Source organism: Pseudomonas parafulva NBRC 16636 = DSM 17004, assembly GCF_000730645.1.
Taxonomy (GTDB): domain Bacteria; phylum Pseudomonadota; class Gammaproteobacteria; order Pseudomonadales; family Pseudomonadaceae; genus Aquipseudomonas; species Aquipseudomonas parafulva.
This window is the reverse complement of the sequence record NZ_BBIU01000004.1, coordinates 13,288-29,478: the sequence shown is the minus strand read 5'-3', so window position 1 is coordinate 29,478 and position 16,191 is coordinate 13,288. Positions and strand designations below refer to the sequence as shown.

Sequence of the window (16,191 nt, the reverse complement as noted above, 5' to 3'; positions counted from 1 at the left end):
AACCGTTAAACCGCGGCAGCGCCGCCGACGATTTCCGAGATCTCCTGGGTGATCGCAGCCTGACGCGCCTTGTTGTAGATCAACTGAAGCTCTTTGATCAAATCACCGGCGTTATCTGTGGCGTTTTTCATGGCGATCATCCGGGCCGCTTGTTCAGCAGCGTTGTTCTCGACCACCGCCTGGTACACCTGCGACTCCACATAACGCACCATCAAGCCGTCCAGCAGCTCTTTTGCGTCGGGTTCGTACAGGTAATCCCAGTGGTGCTTGAGATCCTGATCCGGGGTTGCCACCAACGGTACCAATTGCTCGACCGTTGGCTTCTGGGTCATGGTGTTGATGAACTTGTTCGAAACCACCGAAAGGCGATCGATACGGCCGTCCAGGTAGGCGTCCAGCATCACTTTGACGGAGCCGATCAGGTCATTGATCGATGGCTCTTCGCCTAGGTGGCTGATCGCGGCTACAACGTTGCCGCCAAAGATGCGGAAGAAAGTCGCACCCTTGCTGCCGATCACGCACAGGTCGATTTCCACGCCCTGTTCGCGGTTTACGTTCATGTCCTTGACCAAGGCCTTGAACAGGTTGGTATTCAAGCCACCGCACAAACCACGGTCACTGCTCACCACGATATAACCAACGCGCTTTACAGGGCGCTCGATCATGAACGGGTGGCGGTATTCCGGGTTGGCGTTGGCCAGATGACCGATCACCTGGCGGATACGCTCCGCGTAAGGACGGCTAGCAGCCATGCGCATTTGTGCCTTGCGCATTTTGCTGACCGCCACTTTCTCCATGGCGCTGGTAATTTTTTGCGTGCTTTTGATGCTCGCAATCTTACTGCGAATCTCTTTTGCGCCTGCCATGTATCACCTATCAGGTTAGCAAGCGGGGGCCTGAGCCCCCGCTGCGGCTTACCAGGTCTGGGTGGCCTTGAACTTCTCGATACCGGCTTTCAGGCCTGCGTCGATTTCGTCGTTGAAGTCACCCTTCACGTTGATCTTCGCCATCAGTTCAGCGTGATCACGGTTGAAGAAGGCGATCAGCGCTTGCTCGAAGCTGCCGACCTTGGAGACTTCTACGTCAGTCAGGAAACCACGCTCAGCGGCGTACAGCGACAGCGCCATGTCCGCGATGGACATCGGTGCGTACTGCTTCTGCTTCATCAGCTCGGTTACGCGCTGACCATGCTCCAGCTGCTTGCGGGTCGCTTCGTCCAGATCGGAAGCGAACTGGGCGAATGCAGCCAGCTCACGGTACTGAGCCAGAGCGGTACGGATACCACCGGACAGTTTCTTGATGATCTTGGTCTGAGCGGCACCACCTACGCGGGATACCGAAACACCGGCGTTCACTGCAGGGCGGATGCCCGAGTTGAACATGGCCGACTCCAGGAAGATCTGACCGTCGGTGATGGAAATCACGTTGGTCGGAACGAACGCGGAAACGTCGCCAGCCTGGGTTTCGATGATCGGCAGAGCGGTCAGGGAACCGGTTTTGCCAGTCACTGCGCCATTGGTGAACTTCTCGACGTACTCTTCCGAAACGCGCGATGCACGCTCCAGCAGACGGGAGTGGAGATAGAACACGTCGCCTGGGTACGCTTCACGTCCTGGTGGACGGCGCAGCAGCAGGGAGATCTGACGGTAAGCAACGGCTTGCTTGGACAGGTCATCGTAAACGATCAGTGCGTCTTCGCCGCGGTCACGGAAGAATTCGCCCATGGTGCAACCGGCGTAAGGCGCCAGGAATTGCAGTGCGGCGGATTCCGAGGCGCTGGCAACCACCACGATGGTGTTTTTCAGTGCGTCGTTTTCTTCCAGCTTGCGAACGATGTTGGCAACGGTCGAACGCTTCTGGCCGACAGCCACATAAACACAGAAAATACCGGAGTCTTTCTGGTTGATGATGGCGTCGATGGCCATGGCGGTCTTGCCGATCTGACGGTCACCGATGATCAGCTCACGCTGACCACGGCCGACAGGGATCATGGCGTCGACGGACTTGTAGCCAGTCTGTACAGGCTGGTCTACCGACTTACGCCAGATCACGCCTGGAGCAACTTTCTCGACCGCATCGGTCTCGGTGTTGCCCAGCGGGCCTTTGCCGTCGATCGGGTTACCCAGTGCGTCGACGACGCGACCCAGCAGTTCCTTACCAACCGGAACTTCCAGGATGCGGCCGGTGCACTTGGCGCTCATGCCTTCGGCGAGGGTGTCATAGGCACCCAGGATCACTGCACCCACGGAGTCTTGCTCCAGGTTCAGTGCCATACCGTAGACGCCGCCAGGGAACTCGATCATTTCGCCGTACATGACGTCGGCCAGACCGTGGATCCGCACGATACCGTCGGAAACCGAAACGACGGTACCTTCGTTACGGGCTTGGGAGCTCACATCGAGGTTGTCGATGCGGCCCTTGATGATTTCACTAATTTCGGAAGGATTGAGTTGCTGCATTGCTCTGCTGCCCCTTCAAACTCAAGATTTCAATGCTTCGGCCAGTTTCGCGATTTTGCCGCGAACAGAGCCATCGATTACCAGGTCACCGGCGCGGATGACGACGCCGCCAATCAGGCTGGCATCCTCCGACGCGTGCAGGCGCACTTCCTGGCCTAACCGTGCACTGAGAACCTTGGCGAGTTTGTCTTGCTGTTCTTGGTTCAACGCGAAGGCACTGGTGACTTCCACGTCCACGGATTTCTCTTGCTCGGCCTTGTACAGGTCGAACAGAGCGGCAATCTCCGGCAGAAGCAGGAGACGGTCGTTTTCCGCGGCAACATGAATGAAATTCTGTGCCTGTGCATTGAACTTGTCACCGCACACGTCAATGAACGTGGCGGCCTTTTCTGCGCTCGTCAGTCGCGGGGCCTTGAGCAGGCGCTGCATGGTGTCGTCTTGCGACACCGCAGCAGCCAGGCCGAGCATGGCTGACCAATTGGCCAGTTGCTGATGGGCCTGGGCATGCTCAAAGGCAGCCTTAGCGTAAGGTCGGGCCAACGTGGTCAGTTCTGCCATGATCGCCCTCGCTTAAATTTCAGCGGCCAGTTTGTTAACCAGCTCCGCATGCGCGTTTTGATCGATTGTGGCGCCAAGGATCTTTTCAGCACCGCCAACGGCCAGGGCACCCACTTGGGCACGCAGGGCGTCTTTAGCGCTGTTCAGTTCCTGTTCGATCTCGGCCAGAGCCTGAGCCTTCACACGGTCAGCTTCGACGCGGGCCTGATCACGGGCTTCCTCGACAAGCTGAGCAGCGCGTTTCTTGCTTTGCTCAATGATTTCGGCTGCCTGTGCTTTAGCGTCGCGCAGTTGCTGACCCGCTTTTTCTTGGGCCAGCTCCAGGTCACGAGCTGCGCGGTTGGCAGCGTCCAAGCCGTCGGCAATCTTCTTTTGGCGCTCTTGCAGAGCAGTGATGACCGGAGGCCATACGTACTTCATGCAGAAGAGTACAAAAATCAGAAAAGCAACGGATTGGCCAATCAGGGTTGCATTAATGTTCACGCCAACACCTCGCTCGGTCTTAATTCATACAGCCATCAACTCGTGAAGACGAGTGATTAGCCGGCGATCTGACCAACGAACGGATTCGCGAAGGTGAAGAACAGAGCGATACCCACACCGATCATGGTGACGGCGTCGAGCAGACCGGCAACGATGAACATTTTGACCTGCAGCATCGGAACCATTTCAGGCTGACGAGCAGCGCCTTCCAGGAACTTGCCGCCCAGCAGGCCGAAACCAATGGCGGTACCCAGAGCACCCAGGCCGATCAGCAGAGCAACAGCGATAGCGGTCAGACCAACTACAGTTTCCATCTTTCCTCCCGACTTTTACGTCGTATTGGTTAGGTTTTTAGTTTGAAGCGGTAAAACAAATCGTTTGGTACAGCATGCCCTTGCGGACTTTTTAAGCCCTCCCCCCAAACGAGCGGGGAAGGCTATCAGACACGCCAGGCGGTCTTAATGGTTATCTTCGTGCGCCATCGACAGGTAGACGATGGTGAGCATCATGAAGATGAAGGCTTGCAGGGTGATGATCAGGATGTGGAACACAGCCCACGCCCATTGCAGCACGATGCCGAGGCCGCTGAGCCACAGCAGGCCCGAGCCGAACATGACCGCGATCAGGATGAACACCAGTTCGCCGGCGTACATGTTACCGAACAGTCGCAGGGCCAGAGAGATTGGCTTGGCGATCAGGGTGACGAATTCCAGCAGGAAGTTCACCGGGATCAGCAGGATCTGCACGAAGATGTTCTTGCTGCCGAACGGGTGCAGGGTCAGCTCACCAATGAAGCCGCCCAGGCCCTTGACCTTGATGCTGTAGAAGATGATCAGGGCGAACACGCAGAAGGCCATGGCCAGGGTCGCGTTCGGGTCGGTAGTGGACACGGCACGGAACGGAATGTGCGGGTCACCGGAAATCAGGATGGCCAGCTGAGGAATCCAGTCGACCGGTACCAGGTCGACGGCGTTCATCAGGAACACCCAGACGAAGATGGTCAGCGCCAGCGGGGCGATCACCGGGCTACGGCCATGGAAGGAGTCCTTCACGCTGCCGTTGACGAAGTCCACCATCACTTCCACGAAGTTCTGCAGGCCGCCGGGTTGGCCGGAAGTCGCCTTCTTGGCCGCCATGCGGAAGATGAACAGGAAGATCAGACCCAGCGCGACGGACCAACCCAGGGTGTCCAGGTGGAACGCCCAGAAGCCCATTGCCTTGGCTTCTGCAGCCGAATGGGCGAAGCCCCAGCTGCCGTCTGGTAGTTGACCGTAGGTCAGGTTCTGCAAGTGGTGCTGGATATAGCCCGAAGCGGTTTCTGCTGCCATGGTTGCCTCAAACGCCCTAAGGTCTCGAAAGTCTTTTATTCATCAGCAGGGGCGCGAACCAGCTGACCAAAAGGGTCAGCACGAAGACGCCGAATACTGCTAACGGCGCCAATGGCTTCACTCCTGCAAAGGTCAGTGCAAACAGCACTGCCGTTAAAATCATCTTGCCTGCCTCGCCCGCGTAAAACGACTTGACGATGGCTTGTGCCGCCCGTGCCCCGCTGAAGCGAAAAGCCTTCCAGGCGAAATACACATTGGGTAGCCACGCGATCAGGCCTCCACAAAGGCCCGAATAACCGCTGACCGCCCCTCCCCACTGCCACAACACCAACGCTGCCAGCAGCAGTACAACAAATTGAGCCAGCAGTACCGGAAAAACCGCCCAGCGATGGAAAGGCAAGCGGTTTGGCGTGCGTATTTCCATCACAACTGCTCCCCGAAAGTCGACCAACCCGTCAGCTATGACTTGGCATAATTTGTGCCGACAAAATGCGCGCAGAGTATAGGGGTGGATTAACCCCTATTCAACTCTTCGTAGTGATTTACGGCCGCACGCTACAACGGGAATTGTTTCAGCGGATGTGAGCAAGCACGCCCTGCAACTCGTCCAGCGAGTTATAACGAATGACCAGCTGCCCTTTGCCCTTGTTGCCATGGCGAATCTGCACCGCAGAGCCCAGCCGCTCTGCCAGCCGCTGTTCAAGGCGTGCGATGTCCGGATCAGGTTTGCCCGGTTCTACCGGATCAGGTTTGTCACTCAGCCACTGACGCACCAGCGCCTCGGTTTGGCGCACGGTCAGCCCACGTGCGACAACATGACGCGCCCCCTCCTCCTGACGATGCTCTTCCAGGCCGAGCAGGGCACGGGCGTGGCCCATTTCCAGATCACCGTGAGCGAGCATGGTCTTGATCGCGTCGGGCAAGGTAATCAGGCGCAGCAGGTTGGCCACGGTCACCCGCGACTTACCCACGGCGTCGGCCACCTGTTGCTGGGTCAGCTCGAACTCCTGCTGCAGGCGCTGCAAGGCGAGTGCCTCCTCCAGCGGGTTAAGGTCCTCGCGCTGGATGTTCTCGATCAGCGCCATGGCGATGGCGGTTTCGTCGGGCACCTCGCGGACCATGGCAGGGATGGTGTCCAGGCCGGCCTGCTGGGTGGCGCGCCAGCGGCGCTCACCGGCGATGATCTCGTAGCGGTTGTCGCCGATCGGCCGCACCACAATGGGCTGCATCACCCCGTGGCTGCGTATCGAATGGGCGAGTTCCTCGAGCGCCTGTGGATCCATGTCGCGGCGCGGCTGGTACTTGCCCCGCTGAATCAACTCCACGGGCAGGTGTTGCAGTTCCTTCTGGTCGATCTTTACAGCCTGCTCTTCGAGCGCGCTGACGGAAGGACCGCTGAGCAGCGCATCCAACCCACGTCCGAGACCTCGTTTCTTGACGGCCATGCGGATTCCTTAAGTTGTTTGTGCAGTGCGGGTTTGACGACGCTGACGGCGAACCAGTTCGCCAGCCAGGGCCAGGTAGGCCAGCGCGCCACGCGATTGCTTGTCGTACGCCAGCGCCGGCATGCCGAAACTGGGCGCTTCGGCCAGGCGGATATTGCGTGGGATCACGGTGTCGTACAGCTGCTGGCCAAAGTGCTCCTTCAGCTGCGCAGAAACATCGTTGTTCAGGCTGAGGCGCGGGTCGTACATGGTCCGCAACAGGCCCTCGATCTTGAGCTCGGGGTTGAGCCGTGCAGCGATGCGCTTGATGTTATCCACAAGGTCGCTCAGGCCTTCCAGCGCGTAGTACTCGCACTGCATGGGGATGATCACGCCATCGGACGCAACCAGGGCGTTGAGCGTGAGCATCGACAGCGACGGCGGGCAGTCGATCAGAATGAAATCGTAATTGTCACGGATGGGCGCCAGTGCATTGCGCAGGCGGCTCTCCTTGACCTGCATCTCCAGCAGCACCACTTCGGCTGCGGTCAGGTCACGGTTGGCCGGCAGCAACTGGAAACCACCATGCTCGGAATAGTGCATGGCCTGGGCCAGGTCACATTCGCCGATCAGCAGGTCGTACACCGAGTGCTCGAGCTCGTGCTTGTCCACCCCGCTGCCCATGGTGGCGTTGCCCTGCGGATCGAGGTCGATCAGCAGCACACGGCGCTTGGTCGCAGCCAGCGAGGCCGCGAGATTGATACAGGTGGTGGTCTTGCCTACACCACCTTTCTGGTTCGCGATTGCGAATACCTTAGCCATTGTTGCGTGTGTTCCCAGTCAAGCCTTGCGGCGCAGTATCAGCAGATGGCGCTGGCCCTGGCAACCCGGAACGGTCAGGGCCTGCTCGCTTTCCACTGTGAAGTCTGCGGGCAATGCTACCAGTTCATCGGCAGGATGCAGCCCCTTCATTGCAAGCCATTGCGTCCCGGTGTCGCCCAGGTGGCGGGTCCAGTTGGTGAAGTTCTCCATGCTGCTGAACGCACGGGAGACGATGCCATCGAACGGACGTGCAGGCTCGAACGCCTCCACGCGGCTGTGGATAACCGTGAGGTTGTCCAGCTTGAGCTCCATTTTCACCTGGGTCAGAAAGCGCGTTTTCTTGCCATTGGCATCCAGCACCGTCACACGCTTGTGCGGATGCAGAATAGCCAATGGCACCCCAGGCATGCCACCGCCGCTGCCCACGTCCAGCCATTCATGGCGTTCGCTGTGGATAAACGGCATCACGCTGAGGCTGTCGAGCAAGTGGCGCGAAACCATCTCATCGGGGTCGCGCACAGCGGTGAGGTTGTAGGCTTTGTTCCATTTGATCAACAGAGCGAGGTAGCCAAGCAGCTTGTCGTGTTGCTCCGGGCTCAGTGGCACCCCCAGTTCGCGGGCACCTGTGGACAACTCTTCGGCATGTTGCGGGGTGACCAGGGCACTCAAGCGCTTTGCTCCAACTCGCGGCCGGCGCCGCGTTTTTTCAGGTGAATGAGCAACAGGGAGATCGCGGCCGGTGTAACACCGGGGATGCGCGAAGCCTGGCCCAGGGTTTCGGGGCGCGTCTGGCCCAGCTTGCCCTGAATCTCCTTGGACAAGCCAGAAATGCTCGAATAGTCGATATCCACAGGCAGGCGCGTGTCCTCGCTGGCCCGCAGGCGAGCGATCTCGTCCTGCTGGCGGTCGATGTAACCGGCGTACTTGGTGCGGATTTCCACCTGTTCGGCAACCTGTGGGTCAATCGGCTCACCGTTGGTGGCCTCAATCAGGCCGGCATAGTCGATTTCAGGGCGCGCCAGCAGGTTGAGCAGGCTGTATTCATGGCTAAGCGGCGTGCCGAACTTATCCACAATGGCCTGGCCTTGTTCAGTGTTCGGCCGCACCCAGGTGGTTTTAAGGCGCTGCTCTTCACGCTCGATACCGTCGCGCTTGGTGCAGAACGCTGCCCAGCGCTGGTCATCGATCAGGCCCAGTTCGCGGCCTTTTTCGGTAAGCCGCAGGTCGGCGTTGTCTTCGCGCAGAATCAGGCGGTACTCGGCACGGGAGGTGAACATGCGGTACGGCTCCTGGGTACCCAGGGTAATCAGGTCGTCGACCAGCACACCGATGTACGCCTCGTCGCGCCGCGGGCACCAGCTGTCGCGGCCCTGGGCACGCAGTGCGGCGTTGGTCCCGGCCAGCAGGCCCTGGGCGCCGGCTTCCTCGTAACCCGTGGTGCCGTTGATCTGGCCGGCGAAGAACAAACCGCCGATAACCTTGGTTTCAAGGCTGTACTTCAGGTCGCGTGGGTCGAAGTAGTCGTACTCGATGGCGTAACCGGGGCGAACGATGTGGGCATTTTCCATACCGCGAATCGACCGTACCAGCTCCAGCTGCACGTCAAACGGCAGCGAAGTGGAGATGCCGTTTGGGTAAAGCTCATGGGTGTTCAGGCCTTCCGGCTCGATGAATACCTGATGGCTTTCCTTGTCAGCGAAGCGGTGGATCTTGTCTTCGATCGACGGGCAGTAGCGCGGCCCAACCCCCTCGATAACCCCTGAATACATGGGCGAGCGGTCGAGGTTGGAAGCGATGATGTCGTGGGTCCGCGCATTGGTGTGGGTGATCCAGCAACTGACCTGGCGCGGGTGCATGTCCGCATTACCCATGAACGACATCACCGGAATCGGGGTATCGCCGGGCTGCTCGGTCATCACCGAAAAGTCCACGGAGCGGCCATCGATACGCGGCGGCGTACCGGTTTTCAGGCGACCCACCCGCAGCGGGAGTTCACGCATGCGGTGTGCCAGGGCGATCGAGGGTGGGTCACCGGCGCGACCGCCGGAATGGTTTTGCATGCCGATATGGATCAGCCCGCCGAGGAACGTACCAGTGGTCAGTACCACGGCATCGGCGAAGAAACGCAGGCCCATCTGGGTGACCACACCCTTGACCTCGTCCTGCTCGACGATCAGGTCATCGCAGGACTGCTGGAATATCCACAGGTTCGGCTGGTTTTCCAGGATCTCGCGGACCACTGCCTTGTAGATGGCGCGGTCTGCCTGTGCCCGGGTTGCCCGAACGGCTGGGCCTTTGCGGTTGTTCAGTACACGGAACTGGATACCGCTCTTGTCGGTAGCCAGGGCCATGGCGCCGCCCAGGGCATCGATCTCTTTGACCAAATGGCTCTTGCCAATACCGCCAATAGCGGGGTTGCAGCTCATGTGACCGAGGGTTTCCACGTTGTGGGTCAGCAGCAGGGTTTTTACACCCATGCGTGCAGACGCAAGCGCAGCCTCGGTACCGGCATGGCCGCCGCCGATGACGATCACTTCAAAACGGGAAGGGAAATCCACCACGCACCTCGTGCCTGTTTTTGCGAATAGAGAAGGTAAGCCGACAAGTATAGGGACTTCACCCCCCTTAAAGGAACCGCCTGAGCAAATTTTGACCAGTCTGTGGATGAATGGCAGACAACAGAAATCAAAGAAGAGAAATTTATAAAAGCTTTGTTTTTATGTTTATTCTTATGCACAGCCTTATCTGTGGATAAGGTTCTGCACGCCTTTCAAATAGCCATGTACAGAGAAATTAAACCCTGTGGCCTAGTACCCATGAGGGCTATGGATAAGCGGTTTTAGCCTGTGCATAAAAGGTCTTTTTACCCACAGGGCAATTTACCCTCAACAAAAACGCCTGCTTATCAACTGAGCTCATTGAGGGTTTTCCACAGGGCTCCTGTTACCCAATTGAGCCCGAGACGGTCAAAAAAAGCGCAAAAAAAAGCCGCTCCATGTGGAGCGGCTGTGCCCGAGGCTGCGGTGAACTACTTGCCGATGCAAAAGCTCGAGAAAATTCGGCCCAACAGGTCGTCCGAACTGAAGGCACCTGTGATCTCGCCCAACGCTTGCTGCGCCTGGCGCAGGTCTTCGGCCAACAACTCACCGGCACCCGCCAGTGTCAGTTGTGCCCGCCCATGCTCCAGGTGCTCACTGGCCTGGCGCAATGCATCAAGGTGTCGACGGCGGGCGCTAAACCCGCTTTCGGCAGTTTGCTCGTACCCCATGCAGGCCTTGAGGTGATCACGCAGCAACTGCAGGCCGCCATCGTTGCCTTTGGCACTGAGGGTGAGGGTGACGTGGCCATCCGCGCTCTGCTCAAGCGCAATAGGCTCACCACTCAGGTCTGCCTTGTTGCGGATGAGTGTGACCTTGGACGGGTCAGGCCGCTGGTCGAGAAACTCCGGCCACAGCGCGAACGGGTCACTGGCTTCAGGTGCGGTGGAGTCCACCACCAACAGCACACGGTCCGCTTCACCAATGGCCTTGAGCGCACGTTCAACGCCAATTTTTTCTACCTGGTCTTCGGTTGCTCGCAACCCTGCGGTATCCACAACATGCAGGGGCATCCCGTCGATGTGGATATGTTCACGCAGGATGTCCCGGGTGGTGCCGGCGATATCAGTGACGATTGCCGCTTCACGCCCCGCCAGCTGGTTTAGCAAGCTCGATTTGCCGGCGTTGGGCCGACCCGCAATTACCACAGTCATGCCATCACGTAGCAAGGCGCCCTGCCCGGCTTCGCGCTGGACTGTGGATAACGTTGCTCGCACAGCATCCAGCATCGACAGCACGTGGCCATCGGCAAGGAAATCAATCTCTTCCTCAGGGAAGTCGATTGCAGCCTCCACGTAGATGCGCAATGCAATCAGGGCTTCGGTCAGGCTGTGGACACGTTTCGAGAATTCCCCTTGAAGCGACCGCAGGGCATTGCGCGCGGCCTGGCTGGAACTGGCCTCGATCAGGTCGGCGATCGCCTCTGCCTGCGCCAGGTCCAGTTTGTCATTGAGAAATGCGCGTTCGCTGAATTCCCCTGGCCGGGCCAGACGGCAACCCAGTTGTACGCAACGCTGCAGCAACATATCCAGCACCACCGGGCCACCGTGGCCCTGCAGCTCCAGCACGTCCTCCCCGGTGAACGAGTTAGGGCCCGGAAAGAACAAGGCAATGCCCTCGTCCAGCACCAGCCCATCCTCACCTCGAAACGCGCCGTAATGGGCGTGGCGCGGGGTCAAGTGACGGCCGGTGATCCATTCGCCGGCCCTGCCTGCCAGAGGCCCTGACAGCCTGACGATGCCCACCCCACCACGCCCTTGGGCGGTGGCAATGGCGACGATGGTTTCACGCACAGTATTCATGCTCGAAAGCCTCTACGACAAAAACGACAGATAGCAAAAACGCCCCACTGAGGGGCGTTTTTATTCACAGGCTAGCGCAGTAGCCCGTCAGGCAGCAGCTTTTTTGCTGGCTGCTTCGATGCTGCGGGTGATGTACCACTGCTGAGTGATGGACAGGCAGTTGTTCACAACCCAGTACAGCACCAGGCCAGCCGGGAACCACAGGAAGAAGAAGGTGAAGATGATCGGCATCATCTTCATCACTTTGGCCTGCATCGGGTCCGGCGGGGTCGGGTTCAGACGCTGCTGGATGAACATGGTGGCGCCCATGATGATCGGCAGGATGAAGAACGGATCCTTGATCGACAGGTCGGTAATCCACAGCATCCAGGGGGCCTGGCGCATCTCGACGCTTTCCAGCAGCACCCAGTACAGGGCCAGGAATACCGGCATCTGCACCAGGATCGGCAAGCAGCCGCCCAGCGGGTTGATCTTCTCTTTCTTGTACAGCTCCATCATCGCCTGGGACATCTTCTGGCGATCGTCACCGAAGCGTTCTTTCAGCGCGGCCAGCTTGGGCGAAACGGCACGCATGCGCGCCATGGAACGGTAGCTGGCAGCCGACAACGGGAAGAACAAGCCTTTGATCAGCATGGTCAGCACGATGATCGACCAGCCCCAGTTACCCAGCAGGCTGTGGATATGTTGCAGCAGCCAGAAAATCGGTTGGGCAATGAACCACAGGAAGCCGTAGTCCACCGTCAGTTCCAAGCCTGGGGACAACTCCTTGAGCTTGGACTGGATCTTCGGACCGGCATACAGCATGGCACTGGTTTCGGCCTTGCCGCCCGCAGGCACGCTGAGTGCCGGGCCGGTGTAGCCGATGATGTAGTTGCCCTGGCTGTCCTTGCGGGTCTGGACAACGTTGTTGTCCGACTTGGCAGGGATCCACGCGGTTACGAAGTAGTGCTGCAGCCAGGCGACCCAGCCTCCAGACACATTTTCTTTCAAACTACCTTTGTCGATGTCCTTCATCGAGACCTTTTTGTAGGGCTCGGAAGGTGTCCACAGGGCTGCGCCCAGGTAAGTGGCGGTACCGGTAGCGGTGCTCGACGAAGGATCGGAGCTGGCATCCCGCTTGAGCTGGGCAAACATGTTGCCGCTCCAGGCCTGGCTGCTCTGGTTGTCGATCAGGTAGCTGACAGTGAGGTCGTATTCACCGCGCTTGAAGCTGAAGCGCTTGATGTAGTTGACGCCGTTATCGCTGAACTTCAGGTCGACGACCAGTTGCTCCTGGCCGTCGGCCAGCTGATAGCTCTTCTGCTCGGCCGCATAGAGTGGGCGACCGGCCGAACGTGCATCAGGTCCGTTGGCGCCTGTCAGGCCGCTCTGTGCCAGGTAGACGCGTTCGCCACCGTTGTCGAACAGCTGGAACGGAATGTCCGGGTGATCCTGACGGCGCGGGTACTGCGGCAGGTTCAGCTGGACGATGTCACCACCGACCGGATCGATAGCCAGGTTCAGGACGTCGGTCTTGACCCGGATCAGGTCCTTGCTGACAGCGACCGGTGCGAGCTCGGCCTGGCTGGTCTCGGCGTTGGCACTAGGCACATCGGCGCTGGCGCCGGCGTTACCCGCCGGTACACCGTCAGGCAAGCCCGGGTTGGCAGTGCTGGCAGCAGTATTCTGAGTCGGCAGGGCAGCCTGGCCGTAGTCCTGGTTCCACTTGAGGACCATGACGTAGGACACGATTGCCAGGGCGACGATCAGGATCGTGCGTTTAATATCCATGATTACTCGGCTATCGAAGAAGTTCGGGAGGAAGGAGCGGGAGGAACGGGATCGAAACCGCCGTCGTTCCACGGATGACAACGCCCCAGGCGACGAACGGCTAGCCACCCACCACGCCAGAGGCCGTGGTTTTCGATGGCTTCATAGGCATAACAGGAGCAGCTGGGGAAGAAACGACAGTGGCTGGCCATCAGAGGACTAATGGCATAACGGTAAAACTGGATCGGAACGAGTGCCAGTTTACGCATCTTGGCTGTCTACCCCTACGGAATTGGCGGTGGCTGCTGGTGCCGGTCGGCTGCGCGCCAGGCGTTTCCAGAGCTTGCCAAAGTGTTGGTGCAATTCCGGGTTTTCCACTTCACCCAATCCCTTGCGCGCGACGATCACGATGTCCAGGCCGGCAAGCGTTTGCTGGTTAAGACGAAAGGAATCGCGCATCAAGCGCTTGAGGCGGTTGCGTTGAACGGCGAGCTTGACACTCTTCTTGCCGATCACCAGGCCAAGGCGCGGGTGATCCAGCCCGTTCTCGCGAGCAAGGATCAGCAGGTTTTTCCCTGGAACCTTGCCGGTTGGGGAGTCGAAGACCGCTTTGAAATGCCGGGGTGTAAGCAGTCGCTTTTCCCGACTGAAGTCCTGACTCACCACCTGTGCCGAAAAATCAAATGGCCAGACGCTTACGGCCTTTGGCACGACGACGCGACAGTACGGCGCGGCCGTTCTTGGTAGCCATACGAGCACGGAAACCGTGAGTGCGCGCGCGCTTGATGGTGCTTGGTTGGAAAGTACGTTTCATGGCGTGTTACCTGGGTTTGTCGACGACGGGCCGGGATGGCCCCCTTTTAAGAGACCGGCGATTCTAGAGAAAGCAAGCCCGTAGGTCAATTTCCAACCAGCCTTTCCTTATGTACGGCGGGATGAGTGGCAGCGCGCGGTGGGCCAGCATCGGCTTGATTGAGCAGTCAGATCACGTTCAACATGAAAAAAAGAAGAGACATATAAAAAGCTTTTCTGAAGAACTTATAACGCTTAGGTGGATAACCTTCTGTGGATAACCATTCGAAGGCCTTGTAAAACGGTCCTTTCAGCGATTCAAAAGTCTGTTTCAAACCGGTGCTGCGCCTGTTTCGGGCCTGGAGAGAACGTGTGGATAAAATAGGTCGTTATCCACAGTGGAGTTATCAACAGATTTCGACCCAGGGTTGTGCATAGCCCTCAGGTTGCGTTATCCACAGGGTTTATTCACAGCTGCGTCAGGTCGTTTTAGTCGGTAAATGGCTGTTTTGCCATGGCTACCGTGGTGTCCACATGTGGATAAGTTGACGCTCGATCGGTACAATGGCGGTTTGTTTCGGCCTTGTCCGGCTTTCAAACTCAGGGGATATCCGTGTCAGTGGAACTTTGGCAGCAGTGCGTAGAGCTTCTGCGCGACGAACTGCCTGCCCAACAATTCAACACCTGGATCCGTCCGTTACAGGTCGAAGCCGAAGGCGACGAGTTGCGCGTCTACGCGCCCAACCGTTTCGTCCTTGATTGGGTCAATGAAAAGTACCTGGGGCGTTTGCTGGAACTGTTGGGGGAAAATGGCAGTGGCATTGCGCCTGCCCTTTCGTTGCTGATTGGCAGCCGTCGCAGCTCAGCACCCCGTGCTGCACCCAACGCCCCGGTGAGTGCAGCTATCGCCGCCTCGCAGGCCCAGACCCAGGCGCAAAAAGCCGTGCCTGTTGCTGTGGCCCCCGAGCTTGCTGCGGTGGCCCCGGCCGAAGCTTCCACTGTTGAACAATCCGCTCAGCAGTCTTCAAGGGACAGCTTCGACGCCATGGCCGAACCTCCCTCGGCCCCTGTCGTCAATGGCCGGGCCGAGCAACGCACCGTGCAGGTAGAGGGCGCGCTCAAGCACACCAGCTACCTGAACCGCACGTTCACGTTCGATACCTTTGTAGAGGGCAAGTCCAACCAGCTGGCCAGGGCAGCGGCATGGCAGGTGGCCGACAACCCCAAGCACGGGTACAACCCGCTGTTCCTTTATGGCGGCGTGGGCCTGGGCAAGACTCACCTGATGCACGCTGTGGGTAACCACCTGCTGAAGAAGAACCCGAATGCCAAGGTGGTCTACCTGCATTCGGAGCGCTTTGTCGCGGACATGGTCAAGGCCCTTCAGCTGAACGCCATCAACGAGTTCAAGCGTTTCTACCGCTCTGTGGATGCATTGCTGATCGACGATATTCAGTTCTTCGCCCGCAAGGAGCGCTCCCAGGAAGAATTCTTCCACACCTTCAACGCCCTGCTTGAAGGTGGCCAGCAAGTCATCCTGACGTCCGACCGCTATCCCAAGGAAATCGAAGGCCTTGAAGAGCGACTGAAGTCGCGCTTCGGTTGGGGCCTGACCGTGGCAGTAGAGCCGCCAGAGCTGGAAACCCGTGTCGCGATCCTGATGAAGAAGGCCGACCAGGCCAAGGTCGAGCTGCCGCATGATGCCGCGTTCTTCATCGCCCAACGCATACGCTCCAACGTTCGTGAGCTGGAAGGTGCGCTGAAACGGGTAATCGCCCACTCCCACTTCATGGGGCGCGATATCACCATCGAGCTGATCCGTGAGTCTCTCAAAGACCTGCTGGCCCTGCAGGACAAGCTGGTGAGTGTGGATAACATCCAGCGCACGGTGGCTGAGTACTACAAGATCAAGATCTCCGATCTGTTGTCCAAGCGGCGTTCGCGCTCGGTGGCGCGCCCGCGGCAGGTGGCCATGGCCCTGTCCAAGGAGCTGACCAACCACAGCTTGCCAGAGATCGGCGACATGTTCGGTGGTCGGGACCATACGACCGTGCTGCATGCCTGCCGCAAGATCAACGAACTTAAGGAATCCGACGCGGACATCCGCGAGGACTACAAGAACCTGCTGCGTACGCTGACGACCTGATGGCCGTTGGCGCAGCTAGCTAATTGAAGGC

General features: G+C 58.8%; 17 protein-coding genes. 1 reads left to right on the top strand and 16 read right to left on the bottom strand.

What is annotated here, in order from left to right:
* Positions 1 to 5 precede the first annotated feature (5 nt).
* From atpG to rpmH, 16 genes are all read right to left on the bottom strand, one after another.
* On the bottom strand, positions 6 to 866 hold the full coding sequence (gene atpG / locus PPA02S_RS02155; protein ID WP_028632806.1) for a F0F1 ATP synthase subunit gamma: 861 nt from the start codon (positions 864 to 866) through the stop codon (positions 6 to 8).
* A 48-nt stretch (positions 867 to 914) separates the two neighbouring features.
* On the bottom strand, positions 915 to 2,459 hold the full coding sequence (atpA, locus tag PPA02S_RS02150) for a F0F1 ATP synthase subunit alpha (RefSeq protein ID WP_028632805.1): 1,545 nt from the start codon (positions 2,457 to 2,459) through the stop codon (positions 915 to 917).
* A 21-nt stretch (positions 2,460 to 2,480) separates the two neighbouring features.
* Positions 2,481 to 3,017: a F0F1 ATP synthase subunit delta gene (locus PPA02S_RS02145; protein WP_003253191.1), complete on the bottom strand. Its 537-nt coding sequence runs from the start codon at positions 3,015 to 3,017 to the stop codon at positions 2,481 to 2,483.
* A 12-nt stretch (positions 3,018 to 3,029) separates the two neighbouring features.
* Complete coding sequence (locus PPA02S_RS02140) at positions 3,030 to 3,500, bottom strand: F0F1 ATP synthase subunit B (protein ID WP_028632804.1); 471 nt, start codon at positions 3,498 to 3,500, stop codon at positions 3,030 to 3,032.
* A gap of 56 nt (positions 3,501 to 3,556) precedes the next feature.
* Complete coding sequence (gene atpE / locus PPA02S_RS02135; RefSeq protein ID WP_003097235.1) at positions 3,557 to 3,814, bottom strand: F0F1 ATP synthase subunit C; 258 nt, start codon at positions 3,812 to 3,814, stop codon at positions 3,557 to 3,559.
* Between the two features lie 144 nt (positions 3,815 to 3,958).
* A complete protein-coding gene (atpB, locus tag PPA02S_RS02130; RefSeq protein WP_028632803.1) occupies positions 3,959 to 4,828 on the bottom strand; it encodes a F0F1 ATP synthase subunit A in 870 nt (289 codons plus the stop codon).
* A gap of 16 nt (positions 4,829 to 4,844) precedes the next feature.
* The gene (locus PPA02S_RS02125; protein ID WP_028632802.1) at positions 4,845 to 5,252 is read right to left on the bottom strand and encodes a F0F1 ATP synthase subunit I; all 408 of its coding nucleotides are present in this window, start codon (positions 5,250 to 5,252) and stop codon (positions 4,845 to 4,847) included.
* 148 nt (positions 5,253 to 5,400) lie between these two features.
* Positions 5,401 to 6,273: a ParB/RepB/Spo0J family partition protein gene (locus PPA02S_RS02120; RefSeq protein WP_028632801.1), complete on the bottom strand. Its 873-nt coding sequence runs from the start codon at positions 6,271 to 6,273 to the stop codon at positions 5,401 to 5,403.
* A gap of 9 nt (positions 6,274 to 6,282) precedes the next feature.
* Positions 6,283 to 7,074, bottom strand: a complete 792-nt coding sequence (locus PPA02S_RS02115) for a ParA family protein (RefSeq protein WP_028632800.1) — start codon at positions 7,072 to 7,074, stop codon at positions 6,283 to 6,285.
* An 18-nt stretch (positions 7,075 to 7,092) separates the two neighbouring features.
* Positions 7,093 to 7,743: a 16S rRNA (guanine(527)-N(7))-methyltransferase RsmG gene (rsmG, locus tag PPA02S_RS02110; protein ID WP_028632799.1), complete on the bottom strand. Its 651-nt coding sequence runs from the start codon at positions 7,741 to 7,743 to the stop codon at positions 7,093 to 7,095.
* A complete protein-coding gene (gene mnmG / locus PPA02S_RS02105; protein WP_028632798.1) occupies positions 7,740 to 9,632 on the bottom strand; it encodes a tRNA uridine-5-carboxymethylaminomethyl(34) synthesis enzyme MnmG in 1,893 nt (630 codons plus the stop codon). The genes rsmG and mnmG overlap by 4 nt, the downstream gene beginning before the upstream one ends.
* A gap of 470 nt (positions 9,633 to 10,102) precedes the next feature.
* Entirely contained in the window at positions 10,103 to 11,473 is a 1,371-nt protein-coding gene (gene mnmE / locus PPA02S_RS02100) for a tRNA uridine-5-carboxymethylaminomethyl(34) synthesis GTPase MnmE (RefSeq protein WP_028632797.1), read from the bottom strand.
* An 87-nt stretch (positions 11,474 to 11,560) separates the two neighbouring features.
* Entirely contained in the window at positions 11,561 to 13,243 is a 1,683-nt protein-coding gene (gene yidC, locus PPA02S_RS02095) for a membrane protein insertase YidC (RefSeq protein WP_028632796.1), read from the bottom strand.
* Between the two features lie 2 nt (positions 13,244 to 13,245).
* Complete coding sequence (yidD, locus tag PPA02S_RS22445; RefSeq protein ID WP_075046823.1) at positions 13,246 to 13,491, bottom strand: membrane protein insertion efficiency factor YidD; 246 nt, start codon at positions 13,489 to 13,491, stop codon at positions 13,246 to 13,248.
* Positions 13,484 to 13,888 (bottom strand): ribonuclease P protein component, encoded by a 405-nt coding sequence (gene rnpA / locus PPA02S_RS02090; protein WP_028632795.1) that lies wholly within the window; start codon positions 13,886 to 13,888, stop codon positions 13,484 to 13,486. Before rnpA ends, yidD begins: the two co-directional genes overlap by 8 nt.
* Before the next feature lie 13 nt (positions 13,889 to 13,901).
* Complete coding sequence (rpmH, locus tag PPA02S_RS22440; protein WP_003253163.1) at positions 13,902 to 14,036, bottom strand: 50S ribosomal protein L34; 135 nt, start codon at positions 14,034 to 14,036, stop codon at positions 13,902 to 13,904.
* A gap of 591 nt (positions 14,037 to 14,627) precedes the next feature.
* On the opposite strand from rpmH, the gene dnaA reads away from it, so the two are divergent.
* Positions 14,628 to 16,160, top strand: coding sequence for a chromosomal replication initiator protein DnaA (dnaA, locus tag PPA02S_RS02085; RefSeq protein ID WP_028632794.1), 1,533 nt, complete (start codon positions 14,628 to 14,630; stop codon positions 16,158 to 16,160).
* The last annotated feature ends 31 nt before the right edge of the window (positions 16,161 to 16,191 follow it).